Genomic DNA, 14,356 nt, shown 5'->3' with positions numbered 1-14,356 from the left:
AACGTCTTTGCGTATATCGGTGAATTTGTCATGAAAGTCGGTTTGCTGCACATCGTCGTGCTTCGCCTTAGAGGGCCGATGTAACAGGTTGATGTTGCCGGTATGCTTGGCTGCGCGATTGCGTGCATAGCGTAGATTCATCCGCGGGGCACGCGCCCCTTGCCGCGAATCACCCGCTCGGTTAGTTCCAGCCCATGGGAAAAAGGCTTTTGCCGCCTCAAGATGGCGGCGGCGATCATATCGAACCGGTCGATCTGAAGAAGGCGCTTGAAGAGCGTTATCTCGCCTATGCGCTGTCGACCATCATGCATCGGGCTCTGCCCGATGTTCGCGACGGACTGAAGCCGGTCCATCGCCGCATCATGCATGCCATGCGCCTCTTGCGGCTCAATCCCGAGCAGGGCTTCGCCAAATGCGCCCGCATCGTCGGCGAGGTGATGGGTAAGTTCCACCCGCATGGCGACCAGTCGATCTACGACGCGCTGGTGCGGTTGGCGCAGGATTTCTCGATGCGCTACCCGTTGGTCGACGGGCAAGGCAATTTCGGCAACATCGACGGCGATAACGCGGCCGCCATGCGTTACACCGAAGCACGCATGACCGAGGTGTCGACGTTGCTTCTGGAAGGCATCACCGAGGACGCGGTCGACTTCCGCCCGACCTACAATGAAGAGGACGAGGAGCCGGTCGTGCTGCCCGGCGCCTTCCCGAACCTGCTTGCCAATGGTTCGTCCGGCATCGCCGTCGGTATGGCGACTTCCATTCCGCCGCACAATGCAGCCGAGCTTTGCGACGCCGCCCTGCATCTGATCGATCATCCGGATGCGCCGGTGACGAAGCTGATGGATTTCGTGCAGGGTCCGGATTTCCCGACCGGCGGCATCATCGTCGATAGCCGCGCTTCAATCCTCGAGGCCTATGAAAGCGGGCGCGGCGGATTTCGTGTCCGGGCGAAGTGGAGTCAGGAAGACCAGGGAAGGGGTACCTGGAATATTGTCGTCACAGAAATCCCCTATGGCGTCCAGAAGGCACGGCTGATCGAAAAGATCGCCGAGCTGCTGATGGCGCGCAAACTGCCATTGCTCGAGGATATCAGGGACGAAAGCGCGGAGGATATCCGCGTCGTGCTGGTGCCCAAGAGCCGCTCGGTCGATCCCGGCATCCTGATGGAATCGCTGTTCAAGCTCACCGAGCTGGAAAGCCGCTTCCCGCTCAACATGAACGTATTGTCGCGCGGCAAGGTGCCAAACGTCCTGTCGCTGAAAGGCGTGCTCAAGGAATGGCTGGAGCACCGCCGTGACGTGCTGGTCCGCCGCTCGAAGCATCGCCTCGGCGAGATCGAGAGGCGGCTGGAGATCCTTGCCGGCTATCTGATCGCCTATCTCAACATCGACGAGGTGATCCGCATCATCCGCGAGGAGGATGAGCCCAAGCAAGTCATGATGGCCCGCTGGTCGCTCACCGACACCCAGGCCGAAGCCATCCTCAACATGCGGTTGCGGGCCTTGCGCAAGCTCGAGGAATTCGAGATTCGCACGGAATTCGACGGCTTGAGCGCCGAGAAGAAGCAGATCGAAGCGCTGCTTGCCTCGAACGAGAAGCAATGGGCGACGATCAAGTGGGAAGTCGCCAATGTCCGCGAGAAATACGGGCCGGAGACCGAAATCGGCAAGCGCCGTACCCAGTTCGCCGACGCGCCCGAGCATGACCTGACCGACATCGCCCATGCCATGATCGAGCGCGAGCCGGTCACCGTGGTCGTTTCGGAAAAGGGCTGGCTGCGGGCGATGAAGGGGCACCTGACCGATTATTCGACGCTCACCTTCAAGGAAGGTGACAGCCTCAAGCTCGCCTTCCACGCCCAGACCACCGACAAGGTCCTGGTCTTCACCACCGGCGGCAAATTCTACACGATCGGCGCCGATCGGTTGCCGGGCGGGCGTGGCCATGGCGAGCCGATCCGTATCATCGTCGACATGGACAATGACCAGGATATCGTCACCGCCTTCGTCCACGACCCGAAGCGCAAGCTGCTGCTGGTGTCTCACGATGCCAACGGCTTCATCGTCGTGGAGGAAGAAGTCGTCGCCAACACCCGCAAGGGCAAGCAGGTGATGAACGTCAAGGCGCCCGATGAAGCCAAGCGCTGCATGCCGCTGACCGGCGATCACCTCGCCATCGTTGGCGAGAACCGCAAGATGCTGGTGTTCGCACTGTCCGAGATTCCGGAGATGGGACGCGGAAAGGGCGTTCGCCTGCAGAAATACAAGGATGGCGGTGTCCTCGACCTGAAAGCCTTCACGCTGGAAACCGGCCTTTCCTGGCAGGATTCGGCCGACCGCACCTTCACCAAGTCGCGGGATGAATTGGCCGAATGGATCGGCGCCCGCGCCTCGGCCGGACGCATGGTGCCGAAAGGATTTCCTCGTACCGGTAAATTTGGATAGTGGCGGGATGCGCCAGTTCCTTCGTCGATAGGCAAGGAACTGGCAACCGTGTGTATTGCCCGGCTAATTTCATTCCGCTTGTCCGCATTTTCATTGCCAGTTTGGATTGTCGTCACGATTGCTGCACTATGATCGTCTATCAGCGGTGCAAGTGATGCCTGGGCAGGGAGTGGTGGCGTTTGAAGGACAATGAAATTCAGAAGCCAGAGCGGCAGCAGCGCCTGTTCGGCCTGTCTACGCCACTCAGGTCCGCGGTTATTCCGCCGATCTCGGCGGCGCGCTGGCTACTGGTGCTCATCGTTGCGGCGGGCGTCTATTTCTTCCATGGCTTCCTGTTCCCGGTGCTGGCCGCCCTCGTCATCGCCTTTGCCAGCTGGCCGCTCTATCGGCGGCTGCTCGTGGCTGTCGGCGGGAACCGGACGATAGGTGCGACGCTAGCGATCATTTTCATCCTGACCTTCCTCGTGGTGCCGATCGCGCTCGCCGGCACCTACGCCATCAATGAAGTCCGCGAATGGGTTGGCTGGGCCATCGAGACCAATCGGCACGGTGCGCCGACGCCCCACTGGATTGCCACAATGCCGGCGGTCGGCGACTGGCTGAACGACCAATGGACGACCAACCTTGGCCATCCAGGTGGCATCGGTGAACTGATCCAGTTGGTCAGTGGCGCCAATATTGGCAGCATCTATCGCGGCGTTCTGGCAGCCGGCGGCAGCGCTTTCGGACTGATCCTGACCCTGCTTTTCATGATGATCGCGCTGTTCTTCGCCTATCGCGACGGCGAGCATTTCGCCGGGCAGATCGACCGTCTCGGCGAGCGCATCCTGCCGACAAGGTGGGAGCGGATTTCGCGTGTTGTCCCGGCGACGATCTCCTCGACGGTGACCGGCATGACCGTGATCGCCATCGGCGAGGGCCTTGTTCTGGGCATCGCCTATTGGTTGGCCGGCGTGCCGTCGCCGGTGACGCTCGGCGCCCTGACCGGCGTCATGGCGCTGATCCCTGGTGGCGCGCCATTGTCGTTTACGCTCGTGTCTATCTATCTCGCCGCCAGCGGCTCGATGATGGCCGGCCTGGCGTTGTTCATCTGGGGAACGGTCGAACTGTTCATCGTCGACAAGACATTGCGGCCGAAGCTGGTCGGCGGGCCAATAAAGCTGCCCTTCCTTCCCACCTTTTTCGGCCTGATCGGCGGCGTCAAGACGATGGGCTTTCTCGGCCTGTTCATCGGCCCGGTGCTGATGGCGCTGCTGGTTGCGATCTGGCGTGAATGGCTGCGCGAGGTGGAGATGGCCGATGAGCCTGCCCCGGCCGATCCCGTCGAGCTTGCCGGTGGTCCGCCGCAGATCGAAATCGTCGCCGAGGAAAAGACCCACGCCTGATCCGAGGGCCGAAGCTTTCGAAGGCTTAAAGCGCCCCGCGGTTTAAGCGGGGTGGATGACGGCGAGCGCGGCTCGGCGCTTGCGTCCTTCATGCAATTGCCACAGCGAATGGGCGACCAGCGTGACGATCAGGATCGTGCCGCCGATCAGGCTGTTGCGCGTTGGCGCTTCGGAAAAGATCAACCAGACCCAGACTGGCGCCAGAACGGTTTCAAGCAGGTAGAACATCGCCACCTCCGGTCCGGAAATATATTTCGGGCCGTTGGCGAGGCAGAAGAACGAGATCGGCATGACGATCGCGCCGTTGAAGATGATCCACCACGGCGCGTCCACCTGAAAGCCGACCTTGGAGACCATGAATACCGCCACGACAAATGGCAGGATGACACCGATCAGAGCGGTAAACCCCATGTCCTTGCCGCTGGCGCGCGAAATGGTGATGGCCGAAGCGACCATCAAGGACGCGCACAGCGCCATGAAGTCGCCGAACAGATGCCCTGAGCCGACGGAACCGCCCACGATGATGACGATGCCGACGAGCATGAGCGCCATTGCGCCCAGCGTCAGCGGTCTCGGCCTTTCGCCGAGGAACACCCATGACAGCAAGGCCGAAAACATGGTGGTGAAGGCCAGGATGAAAACAAGGTTGGCGGTCGAGGTGTTGAAAACGCCCGTGACGAAGGCAATGGAGCCAAGCCCGTAAAGCAGGGCGACGACGAGCCCGGACCTGCCGGGAATCAGTTGCGGCGCCCTGTCGCTGAGCGAACGCCAAACAGCCCACATGATCAGCCCCGCGACGAAGGTGGTGCCGGTGCGCAACAACAGGATCGTCCATGCCTCGCCATGCGCGAGCCGGATCAGCGGAATGTCGATGGTTAGCGTTAGCCCGCCGATGGCGGTAAGCAAAAGCCCTCTGGTGTGAGCATCATGGGAAGGCATGCATCAACTTTCGCAATGAATTCTGCCGGCAGGCGGTGGCCGGCGCAATAGCACACTCTCCAGCCAATTGGCGCAAAGACCAGCGGCCTATCCATTGAAACAGTTTAAGGTTGGATCTGGAGAAAACGGATTAGCGCGTAACCGCTTCACTATCGTAGCGTTCCCAGCCCTTCGGGCCGAGATGCTCCTGCGGCATGAAGCGCATCTTATAGTTCATCTTGCGCGAGCCGTTGACCCAGTAGCCGAGATAGACATGGGGCAGTCCCATCGCCCGGGCACGGGCGATATGGTCGAGGATCATGAAAGTGCCGAGCGAACGCTCTTCGAACTCGGGATTGAAGTAGGAGTAGACCATCGACAGGCCGTCGGCCATCTTGTCCGTGAGGGCGACCGCGATGAGTTCACCCTGGCCTTTTCCAGTAATGAAGGTGTCGGGTCCTCGCCGCCTGTATTCGATGACCTTGGTGTCGACATGGGTGTCCTCGACCATCATCGCGTAGTCGAGCACGGTCATGTCGGACATGCCACCACGGCGGTGACGAGCATCGAGATAGCCGCGGAAGAGAGAATACTGCTCGGTGGACGGCTCGGCGTCATGCATAGCGCCGACTAGATCGGCATTGTGCTGCAGTACACGTCTCATGTTGCGGCTGGCTGAGAATTCCTGCGCAAGGATGCGAACGGAAACGCAAGCGCGGCAAGTTTCGCAGGCTGGCCTGTAGGCGATGTTCTGCGAGCGCCTGAAGCCGCCTTGCGTCAACAGATCGTTCATCTCCGACGCCTTGTCGCCGACCAGATGCGTGAACACCTTGCGCTCGAACTGGCCCTCAAGATACGGGCACGGTGACGGCGCGGTCAGGAAGAACTGCGGCGACTGGGTCGGATGCTGCGTCATCGAGCCTTGGAAACACTCCTTCGAATCGCCCTACCTTTGGCGCGGACGGCGAAAAATTCAACAGGATTGTGAAGGCGTGGTGGACTGTCCGCCTTCACATTTGCTGATAACTGGCTGTGGCGGCTGTTGGAAGGGCTGTTTCAGCGACCGGTGCGGCTGACCACGGTGCCAAGCAGCAGGTCGTGCAGCGTGCGCTTGCGATCCGAAAACAGCGTCACCAGAAGGACCAGCGGCGACAGGATGACGTTGCCCGCCCAGAACAGCACCGAATGCACGACAGCGGTCATGCCGTCGATCGGCCTGCCGTCTAGGCGGTCGAGGCGGATTCCCATCATCTTCATGCCGGTGGTGGCCTGATCGGTGCTGCCCAGCGTGTTCCAGATGTAGAGGATCGCCACCGCCGGTACGAGGACGGAAAACAGCATCCAGCCAAGGCCGAGCGTCAGGATCCCGAGGAAGAACACCAGGATCGCGAACGGAATGGTGAGCAGGGCGACGATGCAATAGTCGATCACGAAGGCCAGGATGCGCCTTGTGCGCACGCCCTCATAGGTCCGAGTGTCGTCGAGCTTGCCAGTGATGATTTCGCCGTCGAGAACGCGCGCGTTCATGTCATTTCCTCGTTATCAGGCCTGGCATAGGGTACAGGCCGCTGTCGTGAGAAATGGTGAACGGTTGCAGCAGAATCAAGATCGAACCTTTTCGCCGCATCAAAACACGGAACGGCACCAAGCGAGGGCCGGTTGAATTTGCGCAGCGGATAGCATTAGCTTGCTGCGGCGCAACAAAGCATTTGGGGCAGAGGCGAGGGGACGGGGTAACATGGACTACGACATGCTGGTCATCGGCAGCGGGCCGTCCGGGCGCCGCGCCGCGGTGCAGTCGGCCAAGCTCGGCAAATCGGTCCTGGTGGTTGACAGAGGTCGGCGCCTAGGCGGCGTCTCCGTGCATACCGGCACAATTCCCTCGAAGACACTGCGCGAGACGGTGCTGAACCTTTCGGGCTGGCGCGAGCGCGGCTTCTACGGCCGCGGCTACCGGGTCAAGCAGGACATTTCGGTTGGCGACCTGGTCGAGCGCCTGCACAAGACCCTCGACCACGAGGTCGAGGTGCTGCAGCACCAGTTCATGCGCAACACGGTGAAGAGCGCGCGCGCCGCCGTAAAATTCCTCGGCCCCAACAAGGTCAGCCTGACCACGGACACCGGCGACTACAGCGAGGTCGGCTTTGCGCACGCGCTGATCGCGGTGGGCACAAGGCCGCATCGGCCGCACGATGTACCTTTCGACAAGACCCGTGTCTTCGACAGCGACGAGATGCTGGAACTCGCCCGCCTGCCACGCACGCTGACGGTGATCGGCGGCGGCGTCATCGGCGTCGAATACGCGACGATCTTTTCCGCGCTCGACGTGCCGGTGACGCTGGTCGAACCGCGCAATTCCATCCTCGATTTCGTCGACCGCGAGATCGTCGACGATTTCATCCACCAGATGCGTGATCGCGGCATGACGATCCGGCTGGGCAGCGCGGTGAAGGAAATCCGATCCAAGCCGGAAACCGCCGAGGTGGAACTGGCTGATGGTCGCACCATTCGTTCGGAGGTCGTGCTCTACGCCGCCGGCCGCACCGGCAATGTCGGCAGTCTTGGCCTCGACGTGGTGGGCATCGAGGCCGACTCAAGGGGGCGCATCAAGGTCGATCCGCAAACCTTCCAGACAAGCGCGCCCAATATCTACGCCGCTGGCGATGTCATCGGTTTTCCGAGCCTCGCTTCAACGTCGATGGAGCAGGGCAGGGTGGCGGCTTGCCACGCCTTTGGCGTACCCTTGCCTCCACCACCGGAAACCTTTCCCTACGGCATCTACGCGGTGCCGGAAATCTCAACGGTCGGCCAGTCCGAAGAGCAGGTACGCGAGAGCGGAGCCGCCTATGAGGTTGGCGTCGCGCGTTTCCGCGAAACCTCGCGCGGCCACATCATGGGCGTCGATACAGGCTTCCTGAAGCTGCTGTTCTCGATCGAAACGCGCAGGCTGCTCGGCGCGCATATTGTCGGCGAGGGCGCCACCGAGCTCATTCACATTGGCCAGGCCGTCATCAATCTCGGTGGCACTGTCGACTTCTTCGTCAACAACACCTTCAACTATCCGACGCTGGCGGAAGCCTACAAGATCGCCGGGCTCGACGCCTGGAATCGGATGGGGCGGGGCTAGACGCCCTCATCGTGGCACACTGTTTCCCCTTGCGACAGATTCTGTAGATCCCGCCAGCCATTGCCTGACGATCGCCGCGTCCAGTGTTCCGAACTCATGGCCGGAAGAGACGGTCCGGGCTTCGACCTCGGCGCCATGCAGGTCAAGCAGTGCTGCAAGCGCCGGCGCGAAGGGAGCATAGGTCAGGTCGGTTTCGCCGGCTATGATCAGCACGCGTACCATCGACAGGTCCGTTGGCGGAACCTCGTCCAGCACCGGCATCGCACGCAGAAGCACGGCTTGTATGACGAGGCCTGGATGCAGCAGCATCAGGCTGCAAACCAGGTTGGCGCCATTGGAATAACCAAGGAATGTCGCTCGCGAGAGGTCGAGCGTGTGTCGTGCTGCGATCTCGGTGGCGAAATCCGCAAACGCATGTGTCTCGCTTCGGATGCTTTCCTGCTTGAAACTTGTCGGCGTGATCCGGGTGAACCAGCGGAAACCATCTTCCTGGGGGATGCGGCCGCGAACCGCAACGAGCACCGCGCGTGGTGCGATCTGCCTGCCCAGCGGCACCAGTGTCGTCTCGTCGACACCGGATCCATGCAGCAGGAAGAGCGTTTCGCCGCTTGCATCGTCGGGCCCAAAGAGACGGTAGGAAAAGCCCGGTCCGGACCGCAGTTCGCCGTCTCCCCGCAGTTCGTCCATGATGATCACATCCTTTTGATTTCGCGCCATTTCCGGCTGTTTTGCCGGCTTGTAAACGCGATATTTTCGTGCTCCGCGAAAGTTGATTGAACCAGGCGCATTTGAGTCCGTTTTCTTTGCCGATATCGCTCCTGCGGGAGGAATCGAAGCGGTGCGTCGGGGGTCGCATTGCCCGGCAATGACAACCAGCTTTGAGGGCCTATCGATGACCACCCCTGTTTCGCCGGAACGCGACACCCGCATCGACGTGTTCCGCGCTCTCGCTCTGCTCACGATATATGTCGATCATGTTCCGGGCACAGCCTATGAGCATCTGACCTACAAGAATTTCGGTTTCTCGGATGCGGCGGAAGCTTTCGTGCTGATCTCCGGCATCTCCGTCGCGCTTGCCTATGGCGCGAAACTCCAGCCGGGCAGCCGGTTGCTTGCGACCCTCAAGCTTTGGCGGCGCGCGGGCGTCCTCTATGTCGCCCATATCGTCGCGACAATGATGGTGATCGCCATCTTCTGCGCCGCGTCGGTGCTGGCCAAGCGACCCGACCTGCTGACATTCATCAACATCGAGCCGCTGATCAAGAACACGCCGGAAGTCCTGGTCGGCATCGTGACGCTCGGTCATCAGCTCGGTTACAACAACATTCTGCCCGTCTATTCGGTGCTGCTGCTGATGGCGCCGTTTTGGCTGCTGTTCATCAACCGGTGGCCATGGGCGGCGCTCGCTGCGTCGGCTGCCCTCTGGCTGGCCGCTGGCATCTATCAGATCGCTCCGCTGAATTATCCGGAACCCGGTTTCTGGTTCCTCAATCCGCTGTCGTGGCAATTCCTGTTCAACATTGGCATTGCCGGCATGCTGCATGTGCGGCGCGGCGGCGCCATTCCGGTCAACCGTTGGCTGGTTGGTACTGCCTTGGCCTACACCGTTACGGCGTTGGTTTGGGTTCACAGCCCGCTCTGGGGGCAGATCTCCTGGTTTGGCCTGCCACCCGTGCTGACCGGCTTCGACAAGACGTTTCTGTCGCTGCCGCGGCTGCTGCATATCCTGGCGGTCAGCTATCTGGTCGTCGCCCTTCCGGCGTTCTCGAACCTGTTCCGCGCCGCGCCTGACCATCCACTCGCCATCCTGGGCAAGCACTCCTTGCCGGTTTTCATCGCCGGCACCGTGATCGCCATGGTGGCGCAGGTGATGAAACAGATCAGTGCCGCCGGGTTTGCCTATGACAGCCTGCTGCTTGCCAGCGGCATCGGCATGCAATTCGCACTTGCCTTCTATCTCGAATGGCTGTCCGGCATCGGTTGGTCCGGAAAAGCCCGCTCAGCCCGGGCTGCCACGCGTGCTGTCGGCCCGGCCTTTGGCGTGCGAGCCATGGCGACAAGCCGTTAGAGCATGATCCCGAAAGGTGGAATCCGGCTTTCGGAAAAGATCATGCTCAAACATGTAGCTAGAACCGGGGAAGCGGGAGAGGTCAGGCCTTCGCGGGACCGGTGGAGGCCCTGACGACAAGCTCCACGCCCAGTGTCTCGCGCCGTACCGCCCCGTCGAAATCGAGGATCGCCCGCGCTGCCCTGCGGCCGATCTCGGCAATCGGTTGGGCGATGGTCGTGAGCGGGGGGATGCAGAACGCCGCGTCCGGCACGCCGTCGAAGCCGACAACGGAGACATCGCCGGGGACGGCGAGACCGCGATCGCGCAGCCATTCGATCGCGAACATGGCGATCCTGTCCGACATGGCGAGGATGGCGGTGGGCGATTCGCCTCCGGCGAAGGCCCACTCGAGTCCTGCCCTTGTCGTCAGTTCGTCATTGCCGGTTTCGTAGATCGGCACCCTGGACGTATCGACGCCAAACGGCGAAAGCGCGTCGAAATAGCCGATGAGGCGGTCGCGTGTCGCCGTGTAGCGGGCGGCCTGAATCTGTTCTGGAGAGACAGGGCCGGTGCTGTTGTCGACGAAGGGCAGGGCCAGCACCGCGAAGCGGCGATGCCCGAGTTCGGCCAGATGGCGTGCCGCGAGGCGCGCGCCGGCGACATTGTCGACGCCGATCGCCGAGATGTCTTCGTCCTCGAAGCCGAGTTCAAGCGCCACGAAGGGCAGTTTGCGCTCTCGTGTCAGGCTGACGAGGCGCGAGCCGCCTTCGATGCAAAACAGGATGAACCCGTCGACCAGTGCGCTCTGAATATTCCAGGCGAGTTTTTCCTCATTGACGGCCGACACCAGCGCTATGCCGGCGCCGGTGGCATCGCATCCTTCGGAGATGCCGGCCATCATCGCGCGGGCAAACGGGTCGTCGAAGAAATAGGACAGGGGTTCAGCCGTCGCCACGCCGATGGCATTGACCTTGCCGGCGCGCAGCAGCCGTCCCTTGGGGTCAGGTCCGGCATAACCCATGGCCTCGGCTGCCGCCCGGACCCGCTCGCGAACCTCCTCCCGCACGATCTCGGGATGGCTGAACACGTTGGAGGCGGTCCCGTGTGACACACCAGCCGCCCTGGCGATGTCGGCCAGCCGGATCGGCCTTGTCTTTCTCGCGGTCTGTGGCGCCATTTTTTTCTCCCGAACCAACGCTCATCTAGCACTCCCGTTGGATCGGTTCAAATTCTTGCTTGATCGATAGCGCTGGAAGCTTTACGATTGAATCGATCCAAGGGCGATAGTCTCACTCTAAATTGGACCGATTCAAGCTCTAAACGGAGATGAGCAATGCATCCGATCGGCTATCTGTTCAAGGACATCTATCGCAACTATTGGGGGATCGCGCCCGCATTCGACAGGCCAGAGCCGCTGCGTTTGGCAAAACCTGCATTGCGTAGCCGGGAACCGCTTGATCGGCCCGAGCGGCGGCAAGGCTGAATGGCCCTGGACGAGGGACCGACCGACCAGCGAGCCACGGCCGCGGTATTACACTGGCTTTCGCACCAACGCGGAGGCGGCCATTACCAGCCAGCCGCCGATGAGCAAGGTGCCGCCGATGGGCGCCGACATCGGGAACAGCCTTGAGCCAACAAAGTCGCGGGCCAGCAGGTCACCGCAGAACAGCAGAAGCCCGGCCAACAGGACAAAGCTTCCGATGCGAAGCACCCGGTTCTCCCGGAGCAGCCCGACGGCAAGGAAAACCGGCGCGTGCATGAGCAGGAACGACGCGGCCGTCGCGACAAACGCACCGCCCAGATGCGCCGCGGCGGCGGAGAGCGCCACGCCGGCCGCGCCACAAAGGCCGCCGGCGAAGACGAGGATACGGCCGGAGTCGCCAGCGGGTGGTTCGGCAGTGTCCATTCTAAGGTCCCCATGAAGTGCCGAACGGCTGCGCGTCAGGACTTGCCAGCTTCCAATAGCATGTTGCGTTCGCGGCGCGATTGGACAAACCAGTTATACACGGCGCCAAAGGCCATCAGCACGGATGTTCCCAGAAACACCGCCCGCATGCCGAAATGGCCGCCGACGAAGCCGCCGAGCAGCGGGCCGGCGACCTGTCCGACATATTGGGCGGATATCGAAAGCCCCAGCACATTGCCGCCGACGCCGTCCGGGACATTGTGCCTGATCACGCTGGTGATGCAGGGCAGGAGGCCACCCAGCGCCAGCCCCATCAGGAAGCGCAGCCCGACGAGTTGCCAGCCATTGGTGACGAAGGCTTGCGGGATCAGGAGCAGGGCCGAGACTGAAAGCGCGCCGATGATGACGTTCCAATGGCCGATACGGTCAGCGAGCTTGCCGAGACGCGAGGCCGACAGGATGGCGCCGAGCGCCGCCGCCGACATGACGACGCCGGAGATCAACGTGACCCGGCTCTGGTCTTCGATCAGCTGCTGCACATAGACTGTGATGATCGGCTCGATCGACATGGTGGCAAAGCTCAACAGCATGCCGGTCGCCAGCATGGCGACTATCGGGCGCTTGTCGGGTATCTGTGCCCAGCCGCCCTTCGGCTTCTCCTTGGGAGCCTTGGCCGCCGCCGCGGGGCGCGCGTTCTCCTTGATGAGAAACGTCGTTGCCAGGAACGCCAGGAAGATGACGCCGCCCGACAGAAGGAATGTCGTGCGGATTCCGATCAATGGCGGCAGGGCGCCGCCAAGCAGGGGGCCGACCAGTGCGCCCGCCGTGATGCCCGCCGACAGCACGCCAAGCGCCCAGCCGGAACGATCCTTCGGGGTTTGCATGGCGACCAGAATGGTCGAGCCCGACGAATAGCCACCGGCAAAGCCGATCAGCAGGCGCAGCAGCACCAACTGCCAGACCGTTTCGACCATTCCGGTCAGCGACATGCAGATGGCCATGCCGAAGCTGGCGCGCACCAGCATCACCTTGCGCCCATAGCGATCGCCCAGCCGTCCCCACAACGGCGCGACCAGCGCGGCGGCGAAAAATGTGGCGCCATAGGCGATGCCCGACCATTGCACGATCGCCACGTGCCCCTCGGCCCCCAACTGCTCGACATAGAGCGGGAGAAAGGGCAGCAGCAGCGTCATCGCAACCAGCGTGCTGAATGAGCCGGCCACGCAGACAAAGAGGTTGCGCCGCCAATGGATGTTATAGACGCCGTCCGTAGCGGGAGAGGGGTTCTGCGGCATGAGATGTTGTCCTGTCCGGGCAGCTTCGATCCGAAGGTTGCCGCGGATACCATTTTGGGATACCAAGCTGGTACTCTTCATGGACGGCAAGCTGGTTGTTTGTCAATGCGGCCATCCGTCAACGTGAGCAGGATTGGGAACCATATTGGGGAGACGGAGCCGCCATGTCGCAGTTGCAGAATGTAGAAAGACAGCTCCGCGAGATGATACTGGGTCTGGAGATTGGTCCTGGCGAACGCTTGACGGAGCGCTGGATTGAAAGCCGGTTCGGAGCGTCGCGCACTCCGGTGCGGGCGGCGCTGCTGCGGCTCGAAACCGAAGGCTTGATCTGCCGCGACGGGCGCGGATGGACGGTCTCGCCCATCAATCTCGCGGAGCTCGAGCAGATCGCTGTTTATCGCGAGGCGGTGGAGGTCGCGGCGGTGCGACTGACCTGCAAGCTTGAGGAGCGAAGTGTTGTCGATGTCATTGAAGCGATGCTCGATTCCTGCGACGGCAACACGCCGCGCGAGGAATGGCATCGCGTCGGCATGGATTTTCACATTGAACTGGCCAGGCTCTCCGGCAACGAATTTCTGTTCCGAGCCGTTCGCGATGCCATGACACGTCTCTCCAGAGCGCGTTGGCTGGAGGTTCGCGACGAGGCGGCGCTTGGTCGCGCCTGGGCCGAACACCGTGCCATTCTGGCGTCGGTGCGAGCTGGCGATGCCGATGACGCGGCTACCAGGCTATCGGACCATATTGTCGGCAGCCGCGACCGCCTGGTGACGTCGCTGCACAATGACAGGCGCGGCCTGCGTGCCAGGGGATTTGCCGTTGTCGCGGCCTGACGCGGCCGATGCCGGGGTACGTGATTCAAGGCGCAAAGGCTGATGTGCCGGTCGACGAGCACTTTCGGCCTCGCTTCCTGAACGGCGATGGCGTAAGAGCGGCAATGGAAAACAACCGATTTGAAACACCCATCACCGTCAAATCGGCGACGGCGGGAACCACCCAGCTCTTGCGTTCGGCGCGGGAAGCCTCGGATTACCTTCTCAACAGCTGGCCCGGCAAGCGTAGCCCCAAGCATCGCGCGGCGCTGCAGGCCTGTCACGATGCGCTGGCCGGCGACAAGCCGGCCATGAACGCCAGGCGCGCCTTTATCGCGGCGGCGCGCGAGGTGGATGTTTTCGTCAGCGACAAGGCGCCGGTCTAAAGCACTGCACCGCGAGGGAAGCAGGCCCGCATC

Annotated in this window: 14 protein-coding genes; 7 read left to right on the top strand and 7 right to left on the bottom strand. The window is 62.0% G+C overall.

Annotated elements, in window-relative coordinates; genetic code table 11:
• Nucleotides 1-194: 194 nt before the first annotated feature.
• Together parC and ABVQ20_RS10110 are read left to right on the top strand one after the other, a co-directional pair.
• Nucleotides 195-2,447, top strand: coding sequence for a DNA topoisomerase IV subunit A (gene parC, locus ABVQ20_RS10115; protein ID WP_354459358.1), 2,253 nt, complete (start codon nucleotides 195-197; stop codon nucleotides 2,445-2,447).
• Between the two features lie 179 nt (nucleotides 2,448-2,626).
• Nucleotides 2,627-3,832, top strand: coding sequence for an AI-2E family transporter (locus tag ABVQ20_RS10110; RefSeq protein ID WP_354459357.1), 1,206 nt, complete (start codon nucleotides 2,627-2,629; stop codon nucleotides 3,830-3,832).
• A 42-nt stretch (nucleotides 3,833-3,874) separates the two neighbouring features.
• On the opposite strand, the gene ABVQ20_RS10105 is transcribed toward ABVQ20_RS10110, so the two are convergent.
• The 3 genes from ABVQ20_RS10105 to ABVQ20_RS10095 form a co-directional block, all read right to left on the bottom strand.
• Entirely contained in the window at nucleotides 3,875-4,771 is an 897-nt protein-coding gene (locus ABVQ20_RS10105; RefSeq protein ID WP_354459356.1) for a DMT family transporter, read from the bottom strand.
• A gap of 130 nt (nucleotides 4,772-4,901) precedes the next feature.
• On the bottom strand, nucleotides 4,902-5,666 hold the full coding sequence (locus ABVQ20_RS10100; protein WP_354459355.1) for an arginyltransferase: 765 nt from the start codon (nucleotides 5,664-5,666) through the stop codon (nucleotides 4,902-4,904).
• A gap of 140 nt (nucleotides 5,667-5,806) precedes the next feature.
• The gene (locus ABVQ20_RS10095; protein ID WP_354459354.1) at nucleotides 5,807-6,277 is read right to left on the bottom strand and encodes an RDD family protein; all 471 of its coding nucleotides are present in this window, start codon (nucleotides 6,275-6,277) and stop codon (nucleotides 5,807-5,809) included.
• Nucleotides 6,278-6,488: 211 nt separating this feature from the next.
• On the opposite strand from ABVQ20_RS10095, the gene sthA reads away from it, so the two are divergent.
• Nucleotides 6,489-7,877, top strand: a complete 1,389-nt coding sequence (gene sthA, locus ABVQ20_RS10090) for a Si-specific NAD(P)(+) transhydrogenase (RefSeq protein WP_354459353.1) — start codon at nucleotides 6,489-6,491, stop codon at nucleotides 7,875-7,877.
• 6 nt (nucleotides 7,878-7,883) lie between these two features.
• On the opposite strand, the gene ABVQ20_RS10085 is transcribed toward sthA, so the two are convergent.
• Nucleotides 7,884-8,564 carry an alpha/beta hydrolase gene (locus ABVQ20_RS10085; RefSeq protein WP_354459352.1) on the bottom strand — a complete coding sequence of 227 codons (681 nt, stop codon included), beginning with the start codon at nucleotides 8,562-8,564 and terminating at the stop codon, nucleotides 7,884-7,886.
• 205 nt (nucleotides 8,565-8,769) lie between these two features.
• Between ABVQ20_RS10085 and ABVQ20_RS10080 the strand changes: the two genes are divergently transcribed.
• Nucleotides 8,770-9,945, top strand: coding sequence for an OpgC family protein (locus ABVQ20_RS10080; protein ID WP_354459351.1), 1,176 nt, complete (start codon nucleotides 8,770-8,772; stop codon nucleotides 9,943-9,945).
• 82 nt (nucleotides 9,946-10,027) lie between these two features.
• On the opposite strand, the gene ABVQ20_RS10075 is transcribed toward ABVQ20_RS10080, so the two are convergent.
• A complete protein-coding gene (locus tag ABVQ20_RS10075; RefSeq protein WP_354459350.1) occupies nucleotides 10,028-11,104 on the bottom strand; it encodes a LacI family DNA-binding transcriptional regulator in 1,077 nt (358 codons plus the stop codon).
• Between the two features lie 156 nt (nucleotides 11,105-11,260).
• Here ABVQ20_RS10075 and ABVQ20_RS10070 point away from each other — a divergent pair, with 156 nt between their 5' ends.
• Nucleotides 11,261-11,410, top strand: a complete 150-nt coding sequence (locus ABVQ20_RS10070) for a hypothetical protein (protein ID WP_354459349.1) — start codon at nucleotides 11,261-11,263, stop codon at nucleotides 11,408-11,410.
• Between the two features lie 48 nt (nucleotides 11,411-11,458).
• On the opposite strand, the gene ABVQ20_RS10065 is transcribed toward ABVQ20_RS10070, so the two are convergent.
• Both ABVQ20_RS10065 and ABVQ20_RS10060 read right to left on the bottom strand, forming a co-directional pair.
• Nucleotides 11,459-11,833, bottom strand: a complete 375-nt coding sequence (locus ABVQ20_RS10065; RefSeq protein ID WP_354459348.1) for a DUF423 domain-containing protein — start codon at nucleotides 11,831-11,833, stop codon at nucleotides 11,459-11,461.
• Between the two features lie 35 nt (nucleotides 11,834-11,868).
• Nucleotides 11,869-13,128: a multidrug efflux MFS transporter gene (locus tag ABVQ20_RS10060; protein ID WP_354459347.1), complete on the bottom strand. Its 1,260-nt coding sequence runs from the start codon at nucleotides 13,126-13,128 to the stop codon at nucleotides 11,869-11,871.
• 164 nt (nucleotides 13,129-13,292) lie between these two features.
• Between ABVQ20_RS10060 and ABVQ20_RS10055 the strand changes: the two genes are divergently transcribed.
• Nucleotides 13,293-13,958, top strand: a complete 666-nt coding sequence (locus ABVQ20_RS10055; protein ID WP_354459346.1) for a GntR family transcriptional regulator — start codon at nucleotides 13,293-13,295, stop codon at nucleotides 13,956-13,958.
• A 104-nt stretch (nucleotides 13,959-14,062) separates the two neighbouring features.
• Entirely contained in the window at nucleotides 14,063-14,323 is a 261-nt protein-coding gene (locus ABVQ20_RS10050; RefSeq protein WP_227348026.1) for a DUF982 domain-containing protein, read from the top strand.
• Nucleotides 14,324-14,356: the final 33 nt, after the last annotated feature.

The organism is Mesorhizobium shangrilense, from assembly GCF_040537815.1.
Classification (GTDB): Bacteria; Pseudomonadota; Alphaproteobacteria; order Rhizobiales; family Rhizobiaceae; genus Mesorhizobium; species Mesorhizobium shangrilense.
This window is presented reverse-complemented; position numbering and strand designations above follow the sequence as displayed.

Coding starts and splice junctions, on each gene's coding strand:
- parC (WP_354459358.1), top strand. CDS start 195: ATGGGAAAAAGGCTTTTGCCGCCTCAAGATGGCGGCGGCGATCATATC.
- ABVQ20_RS10105 (WP_354459356.1), bottom strand. CDS start 4,771: ATGCCTTCCCATGATGCTCACACCAGAGGGCTTTTGCTTACCGCCATC.
- ABVQ20_RS10100 (WP_354459355.1), bottom strand. CDS start 5,666: ATGACGCAGCATCCGACCCAGTCGCCGCAGTTCTTCCTGACCGCGCCG.
- ABVQ20_RS10095 (WP_354459354.1), bottom strand. CDS start 6,277: ATGAACGCGCGCGTTCTCGACGGCGAAATCATCACTGGCAAGCTCGAC.
- sthA (WP_354459353.1), top strand. CDS start 6,489: ATGGACTACGACATGCTGGTCATCGGCAGCGGGCCGTCCGGGCGCCGC.
- ABVQ20_RS10085 (WP_354459352.1), bottom strand. CDS start 8,564: ATGGACGAACTGCGGGGAGACGGCGAACTGCGGTCCGGACCGGGCTTT.
- ABVQ20_RS10080 (WP_354459351.1), top strand. CDS start 8,770: ATGACCACCCCTGTTTCGCCGGAACGCGACACCCGCATCGACGTGTTC.
- ABVQ20_RS10075 (WP_354459350.1), bottom strand. CDS start 11,104: ATGGCGCCACAGACCGCGAGAAAGACAAGGCCGATCCGGCTGGCCGAC.
- ABVQ20_RS10070 (WP_354459349.1), top strand. CDS start 11,261: ATGCATCCGATCGGCTATCTGTTCAAGGACATCTATCGCAACTATTGG.
- ABVQ20_RS10065 (WP_354459348.1), bottom strand. CDS start 11,833: ATGGACACTGCCGAACCACCCGCTGGCGACTCCGGCCGTATCCTCGTC.
- ABVQ20_RS10060 (WP_354459347.1), bottom strand. CDS start 13,128: ATGCCGCAGAACCCCTCTCCCGCTACGGACGGCGTCTATAACATCCAT.
- ABVQ20_RS10055 (WP_354459346.1), top strand. CDS start 13,293: ATGTCGCAGTTGCAGAATGTAGAAAGACAGCTCCGCGAGATGATACTG.
- ABVQ20_RS10050 (WP_227348026.1), top strand. CDS start 14,063: ATGGAAAACAACCGATTTGAAACACCCATCACCGTCAAATCGGCGACG.